At 47.5% G+C, this 18,089-nt stretch carries 13 protein-coding genes; all 13 read right to left on the bottom strand.

The features are described 5' to 3' along the window. Positions 1-83 precede the first annotated feature (83 nt). Positions 84-1,355 (bottom strand): L-rhamnose isomerase, encoded by a 1,272-nt coding sequence (gene rhaA, locus AC3RCI_RS12795; protein WP_492529295.1) that lies wholly within the window; start codon positions 1,353-1,355, stop codon positions 84-86. Positions 1,356-1,372: 17 nt separating this feature from the next. Beyond that, a complete protein-coding gene (locus AC3RCI_RS12790) occupies positions 1,373-3,442 on the bottom strand; it encodes a bifunctional aldolase/short-chain dehydrogenase (protein WP_492529293.1) in 2,070 nt (689 codons plus the stop codon). A 255-nt stretch (positions 3,443-3,697) separates the two neighbouring features. Further along, entirely contained in the window at positions 3,698-4,678 is a 981-nt protein-coding gene (locus AC3RCI_RS12785) for a glycoside hydrolase family 5 protein (RefSeq protein WP_127536021.1), read from the bottom strand. A gap of 272 nt (positions 4,679-4,950) precedes the next feature. Continuing rightward, on the bottom strand, positions 4,951-5,661 hold the full coding sequence (treR, locus tag AC3RCI_RS12780; protein ID WP_336780234.1) for a trehalose operon repressor: 711 nt from the start codon (positions 5,659-5,661) through the stop codon (positions 4,951-4,953). Between the two features lie 113 nt (positions 5,662-5,774). Beyond that, positions 5,775-6,428, bottom strand: a complete 654-nt coding sequence (locus AC3RCI_RS12775) for a carboxylesterase family protein (RefSeq protein WP_492529291.1) — start codon at positions 6,426-6,428, stop codon at positions 5,775-5,777. Between the two features lie 16 nt (positions 6,429-6,444). Continuing rightward, a complete protein-coding gene (locus AC3RCI_RS12770) occupies positions 6,445-7,461 on the bottom strand; it encodes an SDR family oxidoreductase (RefSeq protein ID WP_492529289.1) in 1,017 nt (338 codons plus the stop codon). A gap of 97 nt (positions 7,462-7,558) precedes the next feature. Then, positions 7,559-7,984: a cupredoxin domain-containing protein gene (locus AC3RCI_RS12765; RefSeq protein ID WP_336779842.1), complete on the bottom strand. Its 426-nt coding sequence runs from the start codon at positions 7,982-7,984 to the stop codon at positions 7,559-7,561. A gap of 228 nt (positions 7,985-8,212) precedes the next feature. Then, a complete protein-coding gene (locus AC3RCI_RS12760; RefSeq protein ID WP_492529287.1) occupies positions 8,213-9,160 on the bottom strand; it encodes an EamA family transporter in 948 nt (315 codons plus the stop codon). 339 nt (positions 9,161-9,499) lie between these two features. Further along, complete coding sequence (locus AC3RCI_RS12755) at positions 9,500-11,707, bottom strand: DEAD/DEAH box helicase (RefSeq protein ID WP_492529285.1); 2,208 nt, start codon at positions 11,705-11,707, stop codon at positions 9,500-9,502. Further along, entirely contained in the window at positions 11,704-13,047 is a 1,344-nt protein-coding gene (locus AC3RCI_RS12750; RefSeq protein ID WP_492529283.1) for an ATP-binding protein, read from the bottom strand. Before AC3RCI_RS12750 ends, AC3RCI_RS12755 begins: the two co-directional genes overlap by 4 nt. A 7-nt stretch (positions 13,048-13,054) precedes the next feature. Further along, complete coding sequence (locus AC3RCI_RS12745; RefSeq protein ID WP_492529281.1) at positions 13,055-14,641, bottom strand: TerB N-terminal domain-containing protein; 1,587 nt, start codon at positions 14,639-14,641, stop codon at positions 13,055-13,057. Between the two features lie 207 nt (positions 14,642-14,848). Next, positions 14,849-17,392, bottom strand: coding sequence for a diguanylate cyclase domain-containing protein (locus tag AC3RCI_RS12740; protein ID WP_492529280.1), 2,544 nt, complete (start codon positions 17,390-17,392; stop codon positions 14,849-14,851). A 93-nt stretch (positions 17,393-17,485) separates the two neighbouring features. Beyond that, entirely contained in the window at positions 17,486-18,079 is a 594-nt protein-coding gene (locus AC3RCI_RS12735; protein WP_492529278.1) for a biliverdin-producing heme oxygenase, read from the bottom strand. Between the last annotated feature and the right edge of the window lie 10 nt (positions 18,080-18,089).

Genomic DNA, 18,089 nt, shown 5'->3' with positions numbered 1-18,089 from the left:
CGCAAAGGAACGCTGGCTCCACGGCGGACTTTTATCAGTTTAGGATAAAGTAAGTAATACAAAATTCCTTTTATAAAAACAAGTTAAACGAGCGATTTACCACGCTGCAGCAAAACATCTTCTTCATAGGTTTTAATCTCGGAGATCCATTTCTCGCGAACAGGCACTCCCTGCTGGGCACAATAATAATCCCAGATGGCACCAAATGGATAGGATTTGAATTCTTCGGTCAGCGCAAGCCGTACCGTATAATCACCTTGCAGCTCAGCGGCTTTTAGTGCATCCACCGGTTCCAGCATGGCACGCAGCAAAGCCTTGATCGTGTTGCGCGTACCGACAACCCAGGCGGCTACGCGATTGATGCTGGCATCGAAGAAATCGAGGCCCACATGCGTCGTTGGCAACAGGTCGTGACGAACGAGTTCCCGTGCAATTTCCAACAGCTCATCGTCCATAATGACGACATGGTCACTATCCCAACGCATTGGACGGCTCACATGCAGCAGAATGCCACTAGTAAAGAGCGCAAGGGAAGACAGCTTGTTGGAGATGACCTCAGTGGGATGGAAGTGGCCTGCATCCAGGCAGATCAAAGTATCATTTTGCAATCCGTATCCCATATAGAATTCGTGTGATCCAACCACGTACGCTTCCGAACCAAGGCCGAACAATTTACTCTCAACCGCGTCCAGATTATGCTTCGGATCAAGCTTTTCTGCAAATACTTCATCCAACGAATCCTTGAGACGTTTGCGCGGTGTCATGCGATCAACCGGATTATCCTTGAACCCGTCTGGAACCCAAACGTTCGTTACGCACGTCTGGCCCAATTGTTCTCCGAAATAAGCGCCGATGCGACGAGACGCCTTGCAGTGATCAATCCAGAACTTGCGGATCTCCGGATCAGGATGACTCAGTGTGAATCCGTCGCTTGATTTCTCATGAGAAAAGCACGTCGGGTTAAAATCAAGACCCAGCCCCTGCTCCCTCGCCCATTGCACCCATTTCTCATAATGCTTGGGCTCAATCTGATCCAGCTCCACTTTTTCATCCGTATCGGTATAGATCGCATGCAGATTGACCTTATGTTTGCCAGGAATCAGCGAAAAGGCTTGTTCCAGATCTGCCCGAAGTTCAGCAGGAGTGGTTGCTGCTCCCGGATATTGACCTGTAACGGAGATGCCTCCCGTCAACTCTCCATCCTGGTTCAAAAAGCCTTTCACGTCATCACCTTGCCAGCAATGCACAGATACCTTGATCTCTGCAAGCTTTTCCAATACCTCATCCGTATCGACTCCATGCTGGGCATATAACAATTTGGCTGCTTCATACGCTTGCTTGACTTGGTTATCCATTCGCAGAAACCCTCCTCTTAACGTGTAAATGCTGCCGGTACACCGCCATCGATGGTCATCATGCATCCGGTTGTTTTCTCGGATTTGGAAGAAGCAAAGAAGGCAATACCTTCCGCAATATCTTTCGGATAAATATTCACGAGCAGTGTCGTACGCTTGCGATAGTACTCTTCCAGCTGATCGGGCTCAATCCCGTACGCTGCCGCACGTTCGTTTCTCCAGGAACCATTCCAGATCGCAGACCCTTGCAGAATCGCGTCAGGGAGTATCGTGTTGACACGAATGCCATATTCGCCGCCTTCAGCTGCGATACAACGTGCAAGGTGAGCTTCAAGTGCTTTTGCCGAGCTGTAAGCTGATGCACTTTTACCGGCATAGACCGAGTTTTTGGACCCGATGAAGACCATACTGCCGCCAATCCCTTGCTGTTTCATCAGCTTGAACGCTTCACGGGCAACGAGGAAGTATCCGGTACCCAGCACATTCATGTTGAGGTTCCATTCCTTCAGGGAGGTTTCGTCAAATGGACTCGATGTGGCAAGACCCGCATTGTTAACGATAATGTCCACACCGCCATATTGTACAGCCACTTCAGCATACGCCGACTGCACGGCTTCCTCATCGGTTACATCCATTTTTAGCGCATATGCGCGATTCGCACCATATTGGTCGTTGATTTCCTGCGCTACTTTTTGAGCGCCTTCCAGGTTCAGGTCAGCCAGAACGACGTGAGCTCCCTCGGATACCAGCCTGCGTGCAGTCTCGCTGCCAATCCCACCGGCTCCACCTGTAATAAACGCCACTTTCCGGGAAAATTCCGTTTCAGCCGGTGCAAGGGACAATTTATACAATTCAAGCGGCCAGTATTCTACATTGTAGGACTCATTCTCACTTAGCGATACGAATTTACCCAGGCTCGTCGCGCCCCGCATAACGGCAATCGCACGGTGATACAGTGCTCCGCTTACTTGAGATAACGCCCAGCTCTTGCCTGTGTTGATCATACCTACACCCGGGATGAGAATAACGCGAGGAGCTGCTTCAAACATGACATCGCCTTCGTTTTTGTTGCTTTCAAAATACTGTTTGTACTGCTCTTTGTATGCAGCTACGCCTTCTGTCAGCTTCGCTTTCAGACCATCAACATCCTCAGCGTCCGGCGTCCAGTCGATGAACAACGGAACGACTTTGGTATGTACCAGATGATCCGGGCAAGCCGCCCCCACCTGTGACAGCTCTGGTGAATTGGCTCCACCGACAAAAGCAAGTACATCTTCCTGATCGTCATAGGACAGGATCATTTTTTTGCTATCCGATAAGGCACCGCGAAGCGTTGGCATGATTTTGGCTACAATCTCACGTCTCACTTCAGCAGCAAGTGCAGGATGTTTAACACCACCAAACAAACTTTCTTCATCCACACGAGCTTCAATGAACGCTTCCGCCTCATTGATAATCTTGATGGTCTGTGCGTAACATTCCTCGGATGTCTCTCCCCAAGTGACGAGTCCGTGCTTCTCCATCAGAACCAGTTCAGCATTCGGATTCGCGAATACGCTTTCAGCAATCATTTTGGATAACGTAAAACCTGGGCGAACATATGGGACCCACACAAACCGATCTCCATAAATCTCTCGCGCCAACTCTTTGCCGTTATCTGCACAACATAGACTGATAATCGCATCCGGATGCGTGTGGTCCACATGGTTGTACGGAAGAAAGGCATGCAGCAATGTCTCGATCGAGGCACGCGGGTGCTTGGAATCGATCATGCAATGACCCAAATATTCAACCATCTCTTCATCCGTCATTGATTCACGTTCAATCAGGGGACGAATGTCTTCCAGAGCCAGGCCTGTAAAATGCTTCGCTTGCATCGAGCCCAGGTCGGAGCCGCTTCCTTTCACGTACATGACTTCTACATCGCGCCCACGAAAATCCTTCACTGTTGTTTTGGTAGAGGTATTTCCACCATAAATGTTGCATACACTGCGGTCTGCGCCAATCAGATTGGATCGGTAAACCAGCTGCTCAAGTCCCGTTGTTTGCTCAGATGCCTGTGAAGAATTCCATAAACTCTGTACCATTCATTTCCCTCCGATAATGTTTGTTTTATTCCTAATCAGAGTTTATCATCTTTGTTTTGTTTTGAAAACAAAAGATTTTAAATATAAACGGAAATAATCAAAAGATCGTTATCCTTACTAATGTCTTTAATCAAAAGACACCCTGACGCTGCGTCAGAGTGTCAAGAATGCAGTGAAAAACCAATAGAGTTTCAACATGCAGTTTAAACTTCAACCATCATTACCGAACAATATCGATTGAAAATCGTACAGATTTTAAAAGATTCCCGCTTTTTGGGAAGTGTTTTTAATCCCGTAAGTATCATTGACAACCGTATTACCATAGCTCGTCAAGCTGCCGTTAGGTCCTGTTGCCAAATCAAGATAGTTTAGTCCAGAGCTATTACCGTACCAAGACCATGCAAGCCATCCTACCCCTTTTTCCTGACCATATTTCATGATTGCATATTCATCGACATCTCCATTGGTGTGATATCCTCCGAATTCCCCAATGATTAACGCCAGCCCCTTGTTCAGCACATTTTCCATATTGGATTTGACGGTGGCCGCATCCTTGCCTGCATACTCGTACATGTGAATGGAAAACACCGTATTTTTCTGTGAATCCGCGGCGAACACGCTTTGTCCGTAATCGACGATCGATTGAGGATACTGACCCCAGCCTGCTGCATCTACAATCAAGGTATTTTTAATACCCGCTTCTCTTAATTTTGGAATAGCCTTTTTGTACCCGTCAGCCCAGGCGCTGCCGTTCCATGTTCCGTACCACTCGTTTGCAATATTTACAATAACCCGATCTTCCTTCCCGATTAGCGCTTCCTTGATGCTGATCCAGTAGTTGACCGCTGCATCCAACGAATTGTAGTCATCTTTGCCTGTGGCATCGTGTACTTCAAGGACAGCAATCATCTTGTTTGCGTTTACGACATTAATGATGTTTTTTACGGAATTCAGATCATCTTTGGTGTATTGTGTACCGTTCGACAGAACAATTCGTACCGTATTGGCACCCGTTTTTGCAATCGCAGGGATCGCCGTGTTCAAATCATTTTTGAACCAGGAGTGCCCATGATTGATACCCCTCATGTAAAATGGTTTACCCGTAGAATCGTACAATTTGCCTCCGTTCACGTAAAAACCTGAAGCTGCTGCGGCTTTGGGAGCCGCGCTCCCCAAAATGACAAACATCAGTGCTGCAATGACTGTTAAGATTGTACCCTTTTGCAACTTGGCCATGGCATATAACCTCCTGAGTTTTTTATATTTCAATTAACCCTGCACAAGGCAACAGGTTAACTAAAATCAAATTTATCAACTAATAAAGAAAGTTATAAAAATGAATAATTTTAAATATTTTGTTTACAATTTACTTTATCGTTTAAGTTATGAGATTATAATAAAATGAAAACGCTTACGAGTCAACTCATTCTTAACTCTTTATGGAAAAAAAAAGAAACACCTGTCCAATGATGAAGAAGCGGACAGGCATTTCTATTGATCCATTACAGTTATTTACGCCTTGCAAAATCAACAAACCTGAATTTGTCCGGACGGTGCCGGGATTCCGTGAACTGAAAAGGACTCGCATCCTCCAGGTAGACCTGACTGCGTACAACGACCACATTGTGGAAGCCTTCCAGATCCATCAGTCTTCGATCTTCTTCGGTAGGCTCTTCCACCAAGATCTCTTTCTTGGCAAAAGAAATGGACAATCCAAGCTGATCCTCAATGTACTCATAAATGGAATCATTACATATCTCTTTGGTTAATCCCGGGACAAGACGTTGACTGATATAGTCCTTGTCCAGAATGACACGTTCTCCATCCACATTTCTTACACGCACGATTTTCCACACTTGTTCGCCCATCCCAAAATGAATGGTTTTAAACAAGGCCTGATCTACCTTCAGTTCCTCTAATTCCTCAACATGCGTTCTGGCCCGCTGTCCCATTTTCTTGGCCAGTTCCTTGAAGCTGACCAGTCCCGAAATGGGAAAATCAATCTTGCGGATATCCAGTACAATGGATCCCTTGCCCTGAATTTTCTGAATGTAACCTTCTTCATACAGCATTTTCAGTGCTTTGCGTATCGTCTCTCTGGACGTCTGATAGCTTTCGGACAAATCAAGCTCCGATGGCAGAAGCGAACCTGCCTCGATCTCTCCCGTCCGAATATGAGCTGCGATATCTTCGTAGATTCGAATAAACTTGTTATTCATCATTCATCACCATAGTTCATTACCCTTTTTAATCATATTAGCAACCTATTATAGCATTATTGGCAGGGTTAATGCACTCGGTGGTTCTACCAGCATAGCTGATAAGTAAATGTTTACAAGGAGTGACTCAGAAACCACTTATACAGGTCAGGATTGCTGTATGTCTCATCCCAAGCATTATGGTTCCCTTCCGGATAGACGGTCAGCTTCACGTTTGCCTCTATCGCTTCAAGTGCATCCACAATTCCTTGTGATTCCGAGAGAGGAACAACATCATCCTTGGCACCGTGAAATGCCCAGATCGGCACATCACGCAAGGCTTCTGCTCTGGATGGATCGATTCCCCCGCACACAGGGGCTATTGCAGCAAATACATGGGGATAGTCGATGGGCAGATGCCACGCCCCGTAACCGCCCATGCTTAATCCGGTTAGATATACTCTCTTCGGATCTGCAGGATAGTTCTTCAGAACATGTTCAACAATGGCATGCAGAGCTTCCTTTTCCATTGCCCAGAATTCATCCTCCGGACATTGAGGTGATATGACGATAAACGGAAAGCTCTTGTCCTGATCTACAATGTTCGGAAGTCCGTTCGCTTTCACCTTATTCAAGTCACTGCCGCGTTCGCCTGATCCGTGAAGAAACAGAATAACAGGCCACTTCTGATCTGCTGGTTGGTCTTCCGTATCCGGAATGTGCAGCCAATAGTCCAATGTCAACGTTTTGGTTATTTCTTTGACGATTCGATGCCCCGTCTGGGTCATGACTGTCCCCTCACTTCTATTCTCTAATCTTCTTCAACGCTTCGTCCAGAGCTCCAACCACCTTGTCACACCAAACGTCAAATTCAGGATCTTCGGTTTGCAGCTCTGGATGATCCAGCATATAATGTATCGTTTTCCGTATTCCCTGATCCGCTCTCGTTGTTGCTACAAATTCAGGTACAAGCCTCTTGAGTTTGCTATTGTCGAATACGACCGTGTTGGCCTTATCTCCAAGCAAACCGCCGCGAAGGTCCTGATCACTGCATGCAGCCAAAAATTCCGAAGGGACATGAACCGCATTCAGCTTGACACCAAGTACTCCTGCGATAATTTCATAGATTTGGTTCCACGTCGCGGACTCGTCTGAGGTAATATGTACAGACTCACCAATGGCATGGATATTCCCCATAAGACCGATAAAACCTTTGGCAAAATCACTATTATGCGTAATCGTCCATAGCGATGTGCCGTCACCGTGAATGATTACGGGTTTGCCTTCACGAATCCGCTTGAGAACTTGCCAGCTTCCTTTGGCTCCATGCACGCCAAGAGGCACAGACAGGTCACCATACGTATGGCTTGGACGTACAATCGTCACCGGAAAACCATGCTCCCGGTACTGCTTCATCAGATAGTCTTCACAAGCGATCTTATTGCGTGAATACTCCCAGTAGGGATTGGATAATGGTGTACCTTCCGTAATGCGATAGTCGGCAAGTGGTGTCTGATAGGCTGATGCCGAGCTTATAAATATGAACTGTTTGGTTTTGTCTTTAAATAAACGATAATCTCTTTCGAGCTGTGACGGGACAAAAGCGATAAAGTCTGCAACGACATCAAATTCAAGATCCGCAATAAGTTCTGCCACCCGTTCTTCATCGTTGATGTCGGCCTGCAGCACATTGACTTCCGCGGGCAGATCATCATTACGATTGCCGCGATTGATCAAGTAAAGCTCACAACCCTGACTGGCGAGCTGATGCGTAATTGCCGTACTGATTGTACCCGTTCCTCCAATAAATAGCGCTTTCATGTTAGGCCACCTCCAGATGAAATGTCTCACAAGTCCATGATAGCACGCATGCAAAAGAGGAGCAAAGCCAGCTTGTCACTGACTCTGCTCCTCTCGTTTAAACGACCTTAATTGTTCCGTATATCATGTACATGCCGCAGTGAATTTCATATTCTCCAGGCTGCAAATTTTCATCAACCATGTAGTAGTTGTCTCCTTTTTGCATGTACAAATCCATTCCCAGATCTTGTGAACCAACCGATTTCACATGGGTAACTGAACGGGTAAGAATAAAGTTTATTTTGGTGGGAACTCCTGCTTTAACCTCAATCACCCCAGGCTCGAATCCGTCATTACTCACATTCACATCAATGACTTCATATCCTTCCAATTCTTCAGACGTCTTCGCTTGTGCTGTTACCGAACTTCCTGCACCGGGAGACATATCCTTGCCCATGAAATAAACGAGAAATGATCCGAGTAATACAATAACAGCAAGGCCCAGCGTAAGCCACGGCCACATTTTCTTGATCGAGCTATTCATATCAGCATGCCTCTTTTCCTGAAATAAAAGTACAGCCTATATCATACCTTAAGCCGCTGCAGATGAAAATGGCTCCTATGGGCCATGTCTGATCATACTTAGCAAGTGAGGGTTGTATATCCAACTGAAAACTTCATTTTATGAGAAAAAGCCTGATTGCTCAGGCTTCTCTATGTTTATATTCATATCCATAAAAACTCTTGCGTATCCCCTGCTCACTAGGGTTAGTTAAGAGGAATACTGCGGAGCACTTCGACTCCGTTTCAGCCTCAGCTTATACAACTCTGGCAGAGCAACGCCGATCAGAACGATAATAACGCCAAGCCATTGCAGTCCGCTGACATGCTCATGAAGTACGATGGAAGATAACAACACCGCAACCGGAAGCTCTACTGCACCCAGAATGCCTGCCATATCGCCCCCAATATGAGGAACCCCGATGGCGAACAACACTGGCGGAATGAAAGCACCGAAGAAACCGAGCAGTAATCCGAACACAAGCAGCTGGCTCCAGATCAGTCCGTTAAACAGGAATGTCGGCGGGAACAGAATGCAGAGCAGAACCAATCCGCCGGTAACCATCCACGCGCTTCGAAAGGCAGGATGTGCTGACGGGACAGCTTTGCCGCTAAACAGCACAAACAGTGAATAACTCACAGCCGCCATCAGTCCGAGTGCAATACCCAGACCGTTAAACTCGCTCAGTCCCTGCTCCAGGAAACCTGCAGCAAGGAGTGTACCTCCGAACAGAATAATCAGAGTTAGGAAGGTTACTTTGTCTGGACGTTGGCGTTTGCTTACCGCCTGAATCAACACGCTAATCCAGGTAAACTGGAACAAGAGAATAATCGCGAGGGATGCGGGAATGTAACGTAATGACTGATAGTACACCAAACCTGTTATAACTGTTGGCGTTCCGGCAGCCATTAACAGTAGACGCTGCTTCCATGTCAGACGCGTAAACACACTGGTCGCTGCTGTTTTGCTAGTCTTTGATCTGCGTTTTGTTTTAAATTTCGTGTATAGAGCCAGCAACCAGGAGAGGATGAACCCCGTCACCAGCTGTGAACCAACAACCTCTCCGAGTTGATATCCTTCACCATATGCCAGTACAACTATAGTGGACAAGATGCCATAGCTCATCGCTCCAGCGAGAACGGACAAATAGTACTTCATTATGAATAAACCTCCTGATGATCGATAATACGTCCGCATGTCTAATCCATGCCAAGGTCACAACCTGCCATCCAAACGCAAAAATCCTAACTTCGAGCAAGGAATAAATGAAATTCCTGGCATCGTAGTTAGGAAGTATAGGCTTCCCGTAGAGACCCTCGCCCTGTGTACACTTTTGGCCTGCGAGGTTATACGAAATGAAGTATGCTTTTGTGATGTTACGTATGTGACGACTTTTCATATATTACATGGCAGGTGAGATGGTGTCAACCCCATCATTCCATTGAAAATGAAATTGGACAGCTAGGGATATCGAACGATATCATCCAGGGCATTTTCTCATTCAGGAGTTTCCCAAGCCAGCGTTTGTTCCAAACCCTCCTGTAAACCTTGCAGATCCAAGCCGTCCACGGCAAAGGCTTCCCTGATCAATGCAGGTGCCACAAATTCATCGTATTTGCCTAGATACGGGGCCTCGTCTTCCGCCAACAATCCTGAAGCATCCTCAACGGTTCGGCATTCGCTCATAATCTCTGCCAGAAGTGTTCGTGCATCCACTTTACCAGAGACGACAAAATAATAAGGCTCCATGGGCACGACAGAACGCAGCGCAAATCGATCGGACAGATTATGCTTCATCAATCGTTCCAGTGTTCGAAACGATTTGCTTCCCACCCAAGGGAGAACGTACAGGGAATCACCGCCAGCCGGAATAACCACCTGCTTCAGCAATCCGCTTTCCCGTGCCAACCGGCGTGCACGCTCCAAGCGATTCACCGCTTGTGGAGACAGATAAGGATAGATCACTGAATCCGACAGAACCTCACGCATTTTCTGAATGACCAGCGTATGAATGTCACCCCCCGCTCCAAGCCATAGGGTGTCCACTTTGCCTTTCGCCGCCTTCACATATACGGCTTTGTGTTTATGATCCACTTCTTCCACTTTCCACAGCTTTCCTGCAAGTGAGAAGCAATAGCCAGGCGGTGGAACTGTCGTAATCGAACCGATTTCCTCTGAACCATTCAGCACCTTGTGTTCCTCATCATCTTTGAAAACTGCGTAAAATCGATAATTATTCACCGTTTTTTCGCCAGTGAGTCCAATGATTAAGGTCTGTTCTTCCGTCCACTGAAGATGATCGGTTTCAATCAAATAATTTAAGAATGTCTGGTACTGATCTGCCCGGATCTGACTGAACGGCGCAAGAGACAGCACGGCATACGCGAGTTCGCGTGGCTCTGCCTCCCCCATACTTTTCAGCATGCTCATCGTCTGATGGTAGAGAACACCCATTGGCATTTTGCGAGCCTCAAGCGGTTCGACCCATTTGGTCTTCACATACAGCTCTATAACTGCAATGGCACGCAGCAGCGTCCATGGCATGCGAGCTGGAAGCTGCGCTTCTTCATCCTCTTCTTCCGGACAAACGAATAACATTTCCGAAGCCATGTCATCCCGTCTTCCTGACCTTCCCAGACGCTGGACAAAACTCGAAGCGCTGTAAGGGGCACCGAGCTGCACAACCCGTTCCAATTCCCCGAGGTCAATCCCAAGTTCCAATGTTACCGTAGCCGCAGCTACTGCCGGACCCACCCCGGTCCGCAGGGCCGCTTCCGTCTCTTCGCGAAGCATGGCTGATATGCTTCCGTGATGTACATGGAATACATCCCTTTCTTCCCGCCGTGCAGCGACTCTTCTCATTTCAAGGATGGTCACTTCGGCATCCGTTCGGCTGTTGGTGAAGATTAGCGCCTTTTTGCGATGTGTACTCTCATAGATGAACTCGTAATAGGCTTTGCGTGCGTTGTGCAGATGTTCGGCCTGCTCCTCATCCCGGGCATCAGGAAAAGAGAAATGCTCCACCCGCAAGCGCAGCTTGCGGCCGCCTGGAGAAGACACTACATCTACCCCTTCCTGCGTTCCAGCTGCTAGCCATGAAGTTGCTGCCTCATAATCACTCAGCGTCGCAGATAATCCAACTCTGCGGGGTCTGCAGCCAGCCATCCGTTCAATCCGGGCCAATTCACTCAATACCTGAATGCCCCGATCTGCTCCCATGAATGCATGGACCTCGTCAATAATAACGTACCGCAAATCATGAAACAGGGCTGGTATGGCATTGGGACGGTTCATGAGCAAACCCTCCAGCGATTCCGGTGTAATCTGGAGCACGCCGGACGGATTACGCACCAAACGTGTTTTTTCCGCTTGAGGCACATCCCCGTGCCAGTGCCACACCGGTATGTTGCCCTCAGATAGCAGATCCTTCAGGCGCTCAAATTGATCATTAATCAGTGCCTTAAGTGGCCCGATGTACAGAATGCCCACCGATTTGGAAGGACGTTCATACAGCTCCGTCAGTGCAGGAAAAAAGGCTGCTTCCGTCTTGCCTGAAGCCGTTCCTGCCGCGATCAGCATATGATGCGGAGTATCGAAGCAGATATGACAAGCCTCAATCTGTGCAGGGCGGAGCGAATCCCATCTTTTTTTATAAATAAATTCCTGGACAAATGGTGCCAGCCTGTAAAAAGGATTGTCCTTCATAATTCAAATTCCGCCAGAAAATCGTCCATCTCATCCGGAGCAGAAGATGCTGACGTTCCTTTGCCGCCATCCTGTGGCTCGGCTGCCCGCTCCCCAAGCAATTGGGCATAGGTCACTTCCGGATTCTGGTGGAGCGTATGCAGTACATCCATAAAATCTCGCACAACTTCACGGGTTGTTAACAGCTCATCCGCCCCGAGACGGTTCACCGCCGTTTGCATGAAATCAACCAGATCTTCGTCCGTCAAGCTGGCAAGGTAACCAAAATGAAGGGCATGAATCTGACGCAGCTTCTGCAACAGGATGAGAATCTCTTCATGAGATAACATCGCAAGCTTTAAAATAGGTCCTGTGTAATTCGCATATTCTCTCGCTGCATACCGACCATCGATCAGTCTGGAACGAAGCGCCTCATAACTAAACAATCCGCGTCTCTCATCCTCTACAAATTGCGGCGTACCGCCAACAAAGATGCCGAGGTGCTCTGCCTTGCCCTGCATTGTATCATTAAACATGGTCAGCAATTTCTCATAATTGCTCTGCCGAGAGATGCTATTTGTGATTTTGTACAGATTCACCGCTTCATCAATAAAGAGCAGCAATCCTTTATAACCTATACGTGCCGTAAACTCCGACCATAATTTGAAATAATCATACCAGTTGTCATCATCGATGATCACGCCGACAGCAAGTTCCTTTTTGGCTTCTGTCTTGGTGGCATACTCCCCTCTGAGCCAGCGAAGCGCAGCCTGTTTGCGATCATCATCTCCCAGCTTGTATCCGTTCCAGTACGAAGCAAGAACTTTGGCAAAATCAAAGCCGTGCACCAGGTTCTGCATTTCGTTCGTGACCGCGTAAATCTGCTTCTCCACCTCGGACGGCAGAGCCGGATCATCAGGTCGCAAGCCCTGGTTCTGCATCGTTTGCTGCTGCAGGGCAGCAATCCACTTTTGCAGGATCGGTTCAAGTGCTCCGCCATCCGGACGTGTGCGCGTGGACAGACGGGTCATCAGTTCTCGGTACGTTGCAAGTCCTTGACCTTTGGTACCTACCAATCTTCGCTCTGGGGACAGGTCTGCGTCTGCTACAACGAACTCCCGGTCCATCGCATAGTTGCGAATCATTTGTAAAAGAAAGCTTTTCCCGCTGCCGTATCTTCCTGTAATTAGTTTAAATGCTGCTCCGCCTTCGGCAATGTTATCCAAATCACGCAATATCGCGTCTACTTCAGGCTTGCGGCCGACGGCAATCTGCTCCAGTCCAATTCGCGGCACAACACCCGCTGTCAATGAATTCACCAGCGCGGTGGTCAGCCGTTTCGGTATTTTTAGTTCTGTCACTGTCCTCTCACCTCTTCACATGTTCAAATACATTCATATATTCAGAAACAATCCGGTCACTGTCGATCAGCAGGTCACCAATCGTTTCCATGGCCAGATCGTTAATTTCATCAAGCAGAAGTGCAGGCATTGTTCCATAGTGTTCAGCCACAAGGTTCAGTTCAGTATCGGGGTCCTCGCTGAGCAGAGCATGAATGGCCATCACATGCTGAGGAGCAAGCTGGTCCACCAAGTGGGTCCACTCTTCATCCAATTCCCCGGCAATCGCTTCCTCCCACTGTAATCGGACTGGCGTATTATTCGTTGCGACGGCTTGGGAACGTTCAGCTAACGCCTCATCAGCCTCTGGTTCGAGAGCGTGATCCTTATACAGTTCGGTCATGTATTTCACGGTGTGGTTCGCTTCTCCCTCAACGGCAGCCTGCTGTTCGAAGGAAGCCGCTCCCTGTACCTGCTCCACATCTTCCTCAATCGTTAAAGCCTGGCGGACGTATTCACTCTCCTGCTGTAATGCCGTCAGTTTCTCCGCATCAATTCGAATGATTGGTTTCTCGGCGGCATCTTGTTTAGCGGCATATACCTTGTCCAAATATCGTTCGATCAAGCCTGCGAGTTCAGGTTCCAGAGTCTTTCCACGCAATCGGCCTCTGAATCCGAGCAGTTCCCGACACTTGTTTTCGGTACATCGAAAGACGCGTGTAACCAATTGAACAAAATCCGAATTCTCTCCAACCGGAACATAGGATAAGGGAACCGTTTTCCCATAAAGGGTATCGTCATATACCGCTTTGCGAAACAAAACCCGCTCCGTTGTTCTCGGTTTATCCTGTATGAACTGGTCCGCGATCCCTGCCTGACGTGTTCGCAGCAGATAGGAATCGACGAGCACCATAACCTTGGGAATAACCTCTTCCAGAACTCCCTGGCCTCCATCCCTATAAAATTTGCTGAGCGTGATGTCATAGTCATAATATCGCCGCAGCAGATTCAACGAAACGTCGGAGATTCGATTCTGCAAAATCCGGTGCATCTCCATATCCTGTATCTCAGCGGGAAGATATCCACTTGAAATGTTCAGAATCTCGGACAACGGCATATCCAGTTGATGAACCAGCGTGTAATCCACGAGCCATTCCTGCATATAACCGTCAAGCTGCGGATTCCGGGCACGGTATTGTATCCATAACTGTTTCAGTTGATCAAAACCCGCTTGAGGATCTCTCCACCCTACTCCGTTAATCAATTCATACGTATGAACGAATACGTAGGACAGATCTGTATCCGGGAAACGTCCTTGCCTCACTTCCGACCTCCAGTACAAGTACCACTCGCGCTGGGACTCGTTCATGACACCATAAGTCGGCCAGTAGCTCATAAAGGGAACAAACGGAGCAGGATCTCCCTCCATTTTTTCAAGCTGCCGCGCCTCTTCCACGAATCGCTTCTCCGAAGACAATATGCTGCCACCAGCACGGCTTGAATGAAATTGCCTGTGGGGAATGGTTGAACGTTCAGGCACCGGAACAGCCGAAGCTTCTGGCTCTTCGGTCAGATCGATCTCCATAAATTCCAACTGTCTTGAATGGTCTTTCATTAAAACTGTTTCACCCTCCTCCATAAATCATAATACGAACAAGTGTATCCATATGCCTCATTATAGCACTTGTCCTGTGACAATGGCGATGAGAATGCATTTTTCAAAAAAAGAAAGAATGGCGCTCAAACTGTTCTCCAGTTCAAACGCCATCCTATAATTAATCAACAGTCTTGATCAAATGAATTTCCGATCCATTGTGGGATATTATACCATGGTGATCCGATTTTTCCCTTCACTCTTGGATTGAAGCAGAGCCTGCGTTGCCTTTTCAATTAAATCAGACACGGACAGACTATCTTCAGGCACCATGACAGCACCGCCCACACTGACCGTAACGACTTCATCCGGGCTTGATGGGTCCCGCTGAATCTGAAGAGCAAGCACATGCTGCCTGATCTCATCTGCAAGCTGGTCAGCCTGTTCGGACGTTGTGCCCTTGAGTTTCAGCATAAACGTTCCTCCGCGCAGGCGAGAGATCAGCGCTTCATTCTGCTCACTCACGACAGCCAGCACTTCGCCAATCCATTGCAGGCAAAGATCACCGCCCTGAAGACCGTAGGTAGCATTATAGGATCGGAAATCGTCAATATCAATAATCAGCAATCCCAGGCTGCATTTTTCCTGCAAACACGCATCCCAATCTTCCTGAAGCTGAGATTTAAATATGGATTGAATAGGCATCTCCGTTAATGGATCTGTATTAAGATAGTTTTGCAGCTGATTGGTTGTCTCCGTATAACCTTCCTGCTCGTGGTTGGATACTCCACTGTTCAGGACCACCATGACCGAAGGTTTGCCTGCGTGCGTCACCGAAGCAAGGGTAACCTCCAGGAGCAGGGAAACTCCTGCAGCTGTTGTGAAATAGGACTGATTTGTGTACAGACGTGTATCGTCCAATTTCAACTCCTCCAGATGCTGCTGTAAGACGGTTCTTGCATTATCGGGTACGAATTGGCTGAATTCCATGCCGTTCAGAAGCTTGGAGTTTTCATACCCGAGCAGTTCTGCCGCCCTGTTATTGCAGTATATAATCTTGCCATCCGTCAACGTAAAGAAGGCTACAGGTGAGAATTCCATCAGCTGTAAATAGCGTTGTTCATTTTGCCGCAAAATACGTGCATTTTGCAGTGCCTGCTCTTCGGCCTGAACCAGCTGATTTTCCGTTTGACGCCGTACAATGCTTTTGAGCAAAGGCAGCACATTCAGCTCTTTTGTTGTCCATGGATAGGAGGTGGATTGTACAACCTCTCGCCATTTTTCAAACGATTTACGCGGAGATAGACGCACACCGTCATCGGTCTTTATAACTGCTTTGGCCGGGTCCCCAGCCCAATCAACAAGCTGGATCACTTCAGGCCGGAACCAGATCATATAATGATGCTCCCCGGGTGAAATTGCAACATAAATTACGCCAGACACTTTCTCCTTGTAGGCTAACGCAGGACCGTACTCCAAACTCAGCTTGGATGTATGATAACTGTAGTCCTCTGATTTACTCGCAAGCCAAGCCGCAAGCTCACGTACTTGTTCACGTGTCGGTGTATCGCCATATAACATTAATTTATCCTGATAGCAGATGGCCGCCCCGGAAGCACTCATGAGACCAAGTAACGTTTGCTCTTCGCTCTCAAGCTCTTCCAGAATTCTGGAAGGACTGGTATTCCCGATAAATATGCTCGAAATCCGGGAAGCAGCTTCCCGCGACCTGATCTCTGCCTGATATTCATCCAGCTGTTGACGCTGGAACAATTCACTGGAGAAAAATGCACCGAGGAAGTTGCATAAGTTGCGAACACGGTGAGGGACATATCTGGCCGAGTAATGATGGCATGTAATGAGGCCCCACAGCTGATTGTCATGAATCAGAGAAATCGTTACTGTCGCCCCAACGCCCATGTTCTGTAGATATTCAATATGCAGTGGCGATACACTGCGCAGAACCGAAAGACTTAGATTGAGCGGTTTACCCGTCAAAGGCTGCAGTGTAGGGGTGATCTCAACAGGCTGGTAATTAACGTTAACGATGGTACGCAGCCAGTTCCGCAGATACAATTCACGCGCTTGTTTAGGAATGTCCGATGCCGGATAATGATGTCCGAGAAATGGTTCAAGCTGTTCCTCACGCGCTTCCGCAATGACCTTACCATTCCATTGCTCGTCGAATTCGTAAATCATGACCCGGTCGTAACCGAGCATTTCCTTCACTTGCTCCGCTGCAATCTGACTAGCCTCAATTCGGCTGTCCGTGCTCTTGATTCGTCCAAAAAAGCGTGAGATCCACTCAAAATCATTACCTTCCATCGTTCTGCTCTCATTGGTAGGCTCCATCTCCAGTATGAGCAAACCTTCGCTCTCATGGCTCACCGACGTGAACACCTGATCATGTCCAGCAATGTTGATTGTGAGATCCATATATTGCAGATCTGAGGTTACAGAAGCACTAAAGCTGCGCGCAAGGATCTGGTGAAGACTTTCTCTGCCAATCAGATTTTCGAGAGGCAGACCGAGCACTTTATCGGTTTCAAGGCCGAGAAGCTCTTCTGTATTCTGACTGCATTGAACAATGGTAGGGACATTCTGGGTATTCACAGCCAAAAGCACACCATGAGGCTGAATGAAGCCGGGTATATGAATCGGTTCTTTATCGCAATTGTTTAGATCTATAGGATCATTGGTGTACACACCTTGATGAAGCAGCGTACGGTTCAGCAGATTATTATTATCTTTCCTGGACTTCGATTCGGCCATTGCCTGAAAAAAACCCCTCTCATGATATTCCAATATATAAATTTAAAAGGATTCTTTCATTACAAGTACTCGCTAATTACAAGTTTATATATTTCATTTAATATTTATCCATTGGTCAAGCAGCCTGAAAGTTTCCGAAGCAGTATGAACCATTTCATTTTGATCTTCCTCGCTGTGAGCGAATTGAACCAGCTGCGCCATGAATTCGGCCCATCTTGTTCTGGTTTCCGAACCATAAGCGTTGAAATATTCAAGTCCGCGACCCGCTTCAATCGGCAAAAACTGAGAGAGACGTTTGGTTATGATCTGCCCTCCGTTAGTAGACCCTTCAATGACGTACAGATACCCGAACAATCGTGCAGGCGAAGATATATCCGGCAATTCCTCACATCTTGGCAGCCGCTTGATATCGTCATCACTGGAACCTAAATTACGCAGGTCGTTTTCAAGCAAAATGGCTTTGCCCCGGATTCCGTAATCAAGTCCTGTATTCTCCCAGAACGGCTGCTGCAGAGCAAGTTCTTCCAGTGGTTTTAAGAAACCGTAAAATTTCTCTAGATATTCCTTATACTCTTCTAAGCTCACGGTTTGATTCATAATAGCCTTCGCATAGTCGTTCTGTTCCACTTGTCTGTGATAGTGAGCAGTCTCACTCTTTAGACGTTCCATAATGGTACTGGCTGTCATGTAATCACAC

The sequence above is a fragment of the Paenibacillus sp. MT124 genome (assembly GCF_058792755.1).
The sequence above is the reverse complement of the archived record's forward strand: the minus strand, read 5'-3'. Positions and strand labels throughout refer to the sequence as shown.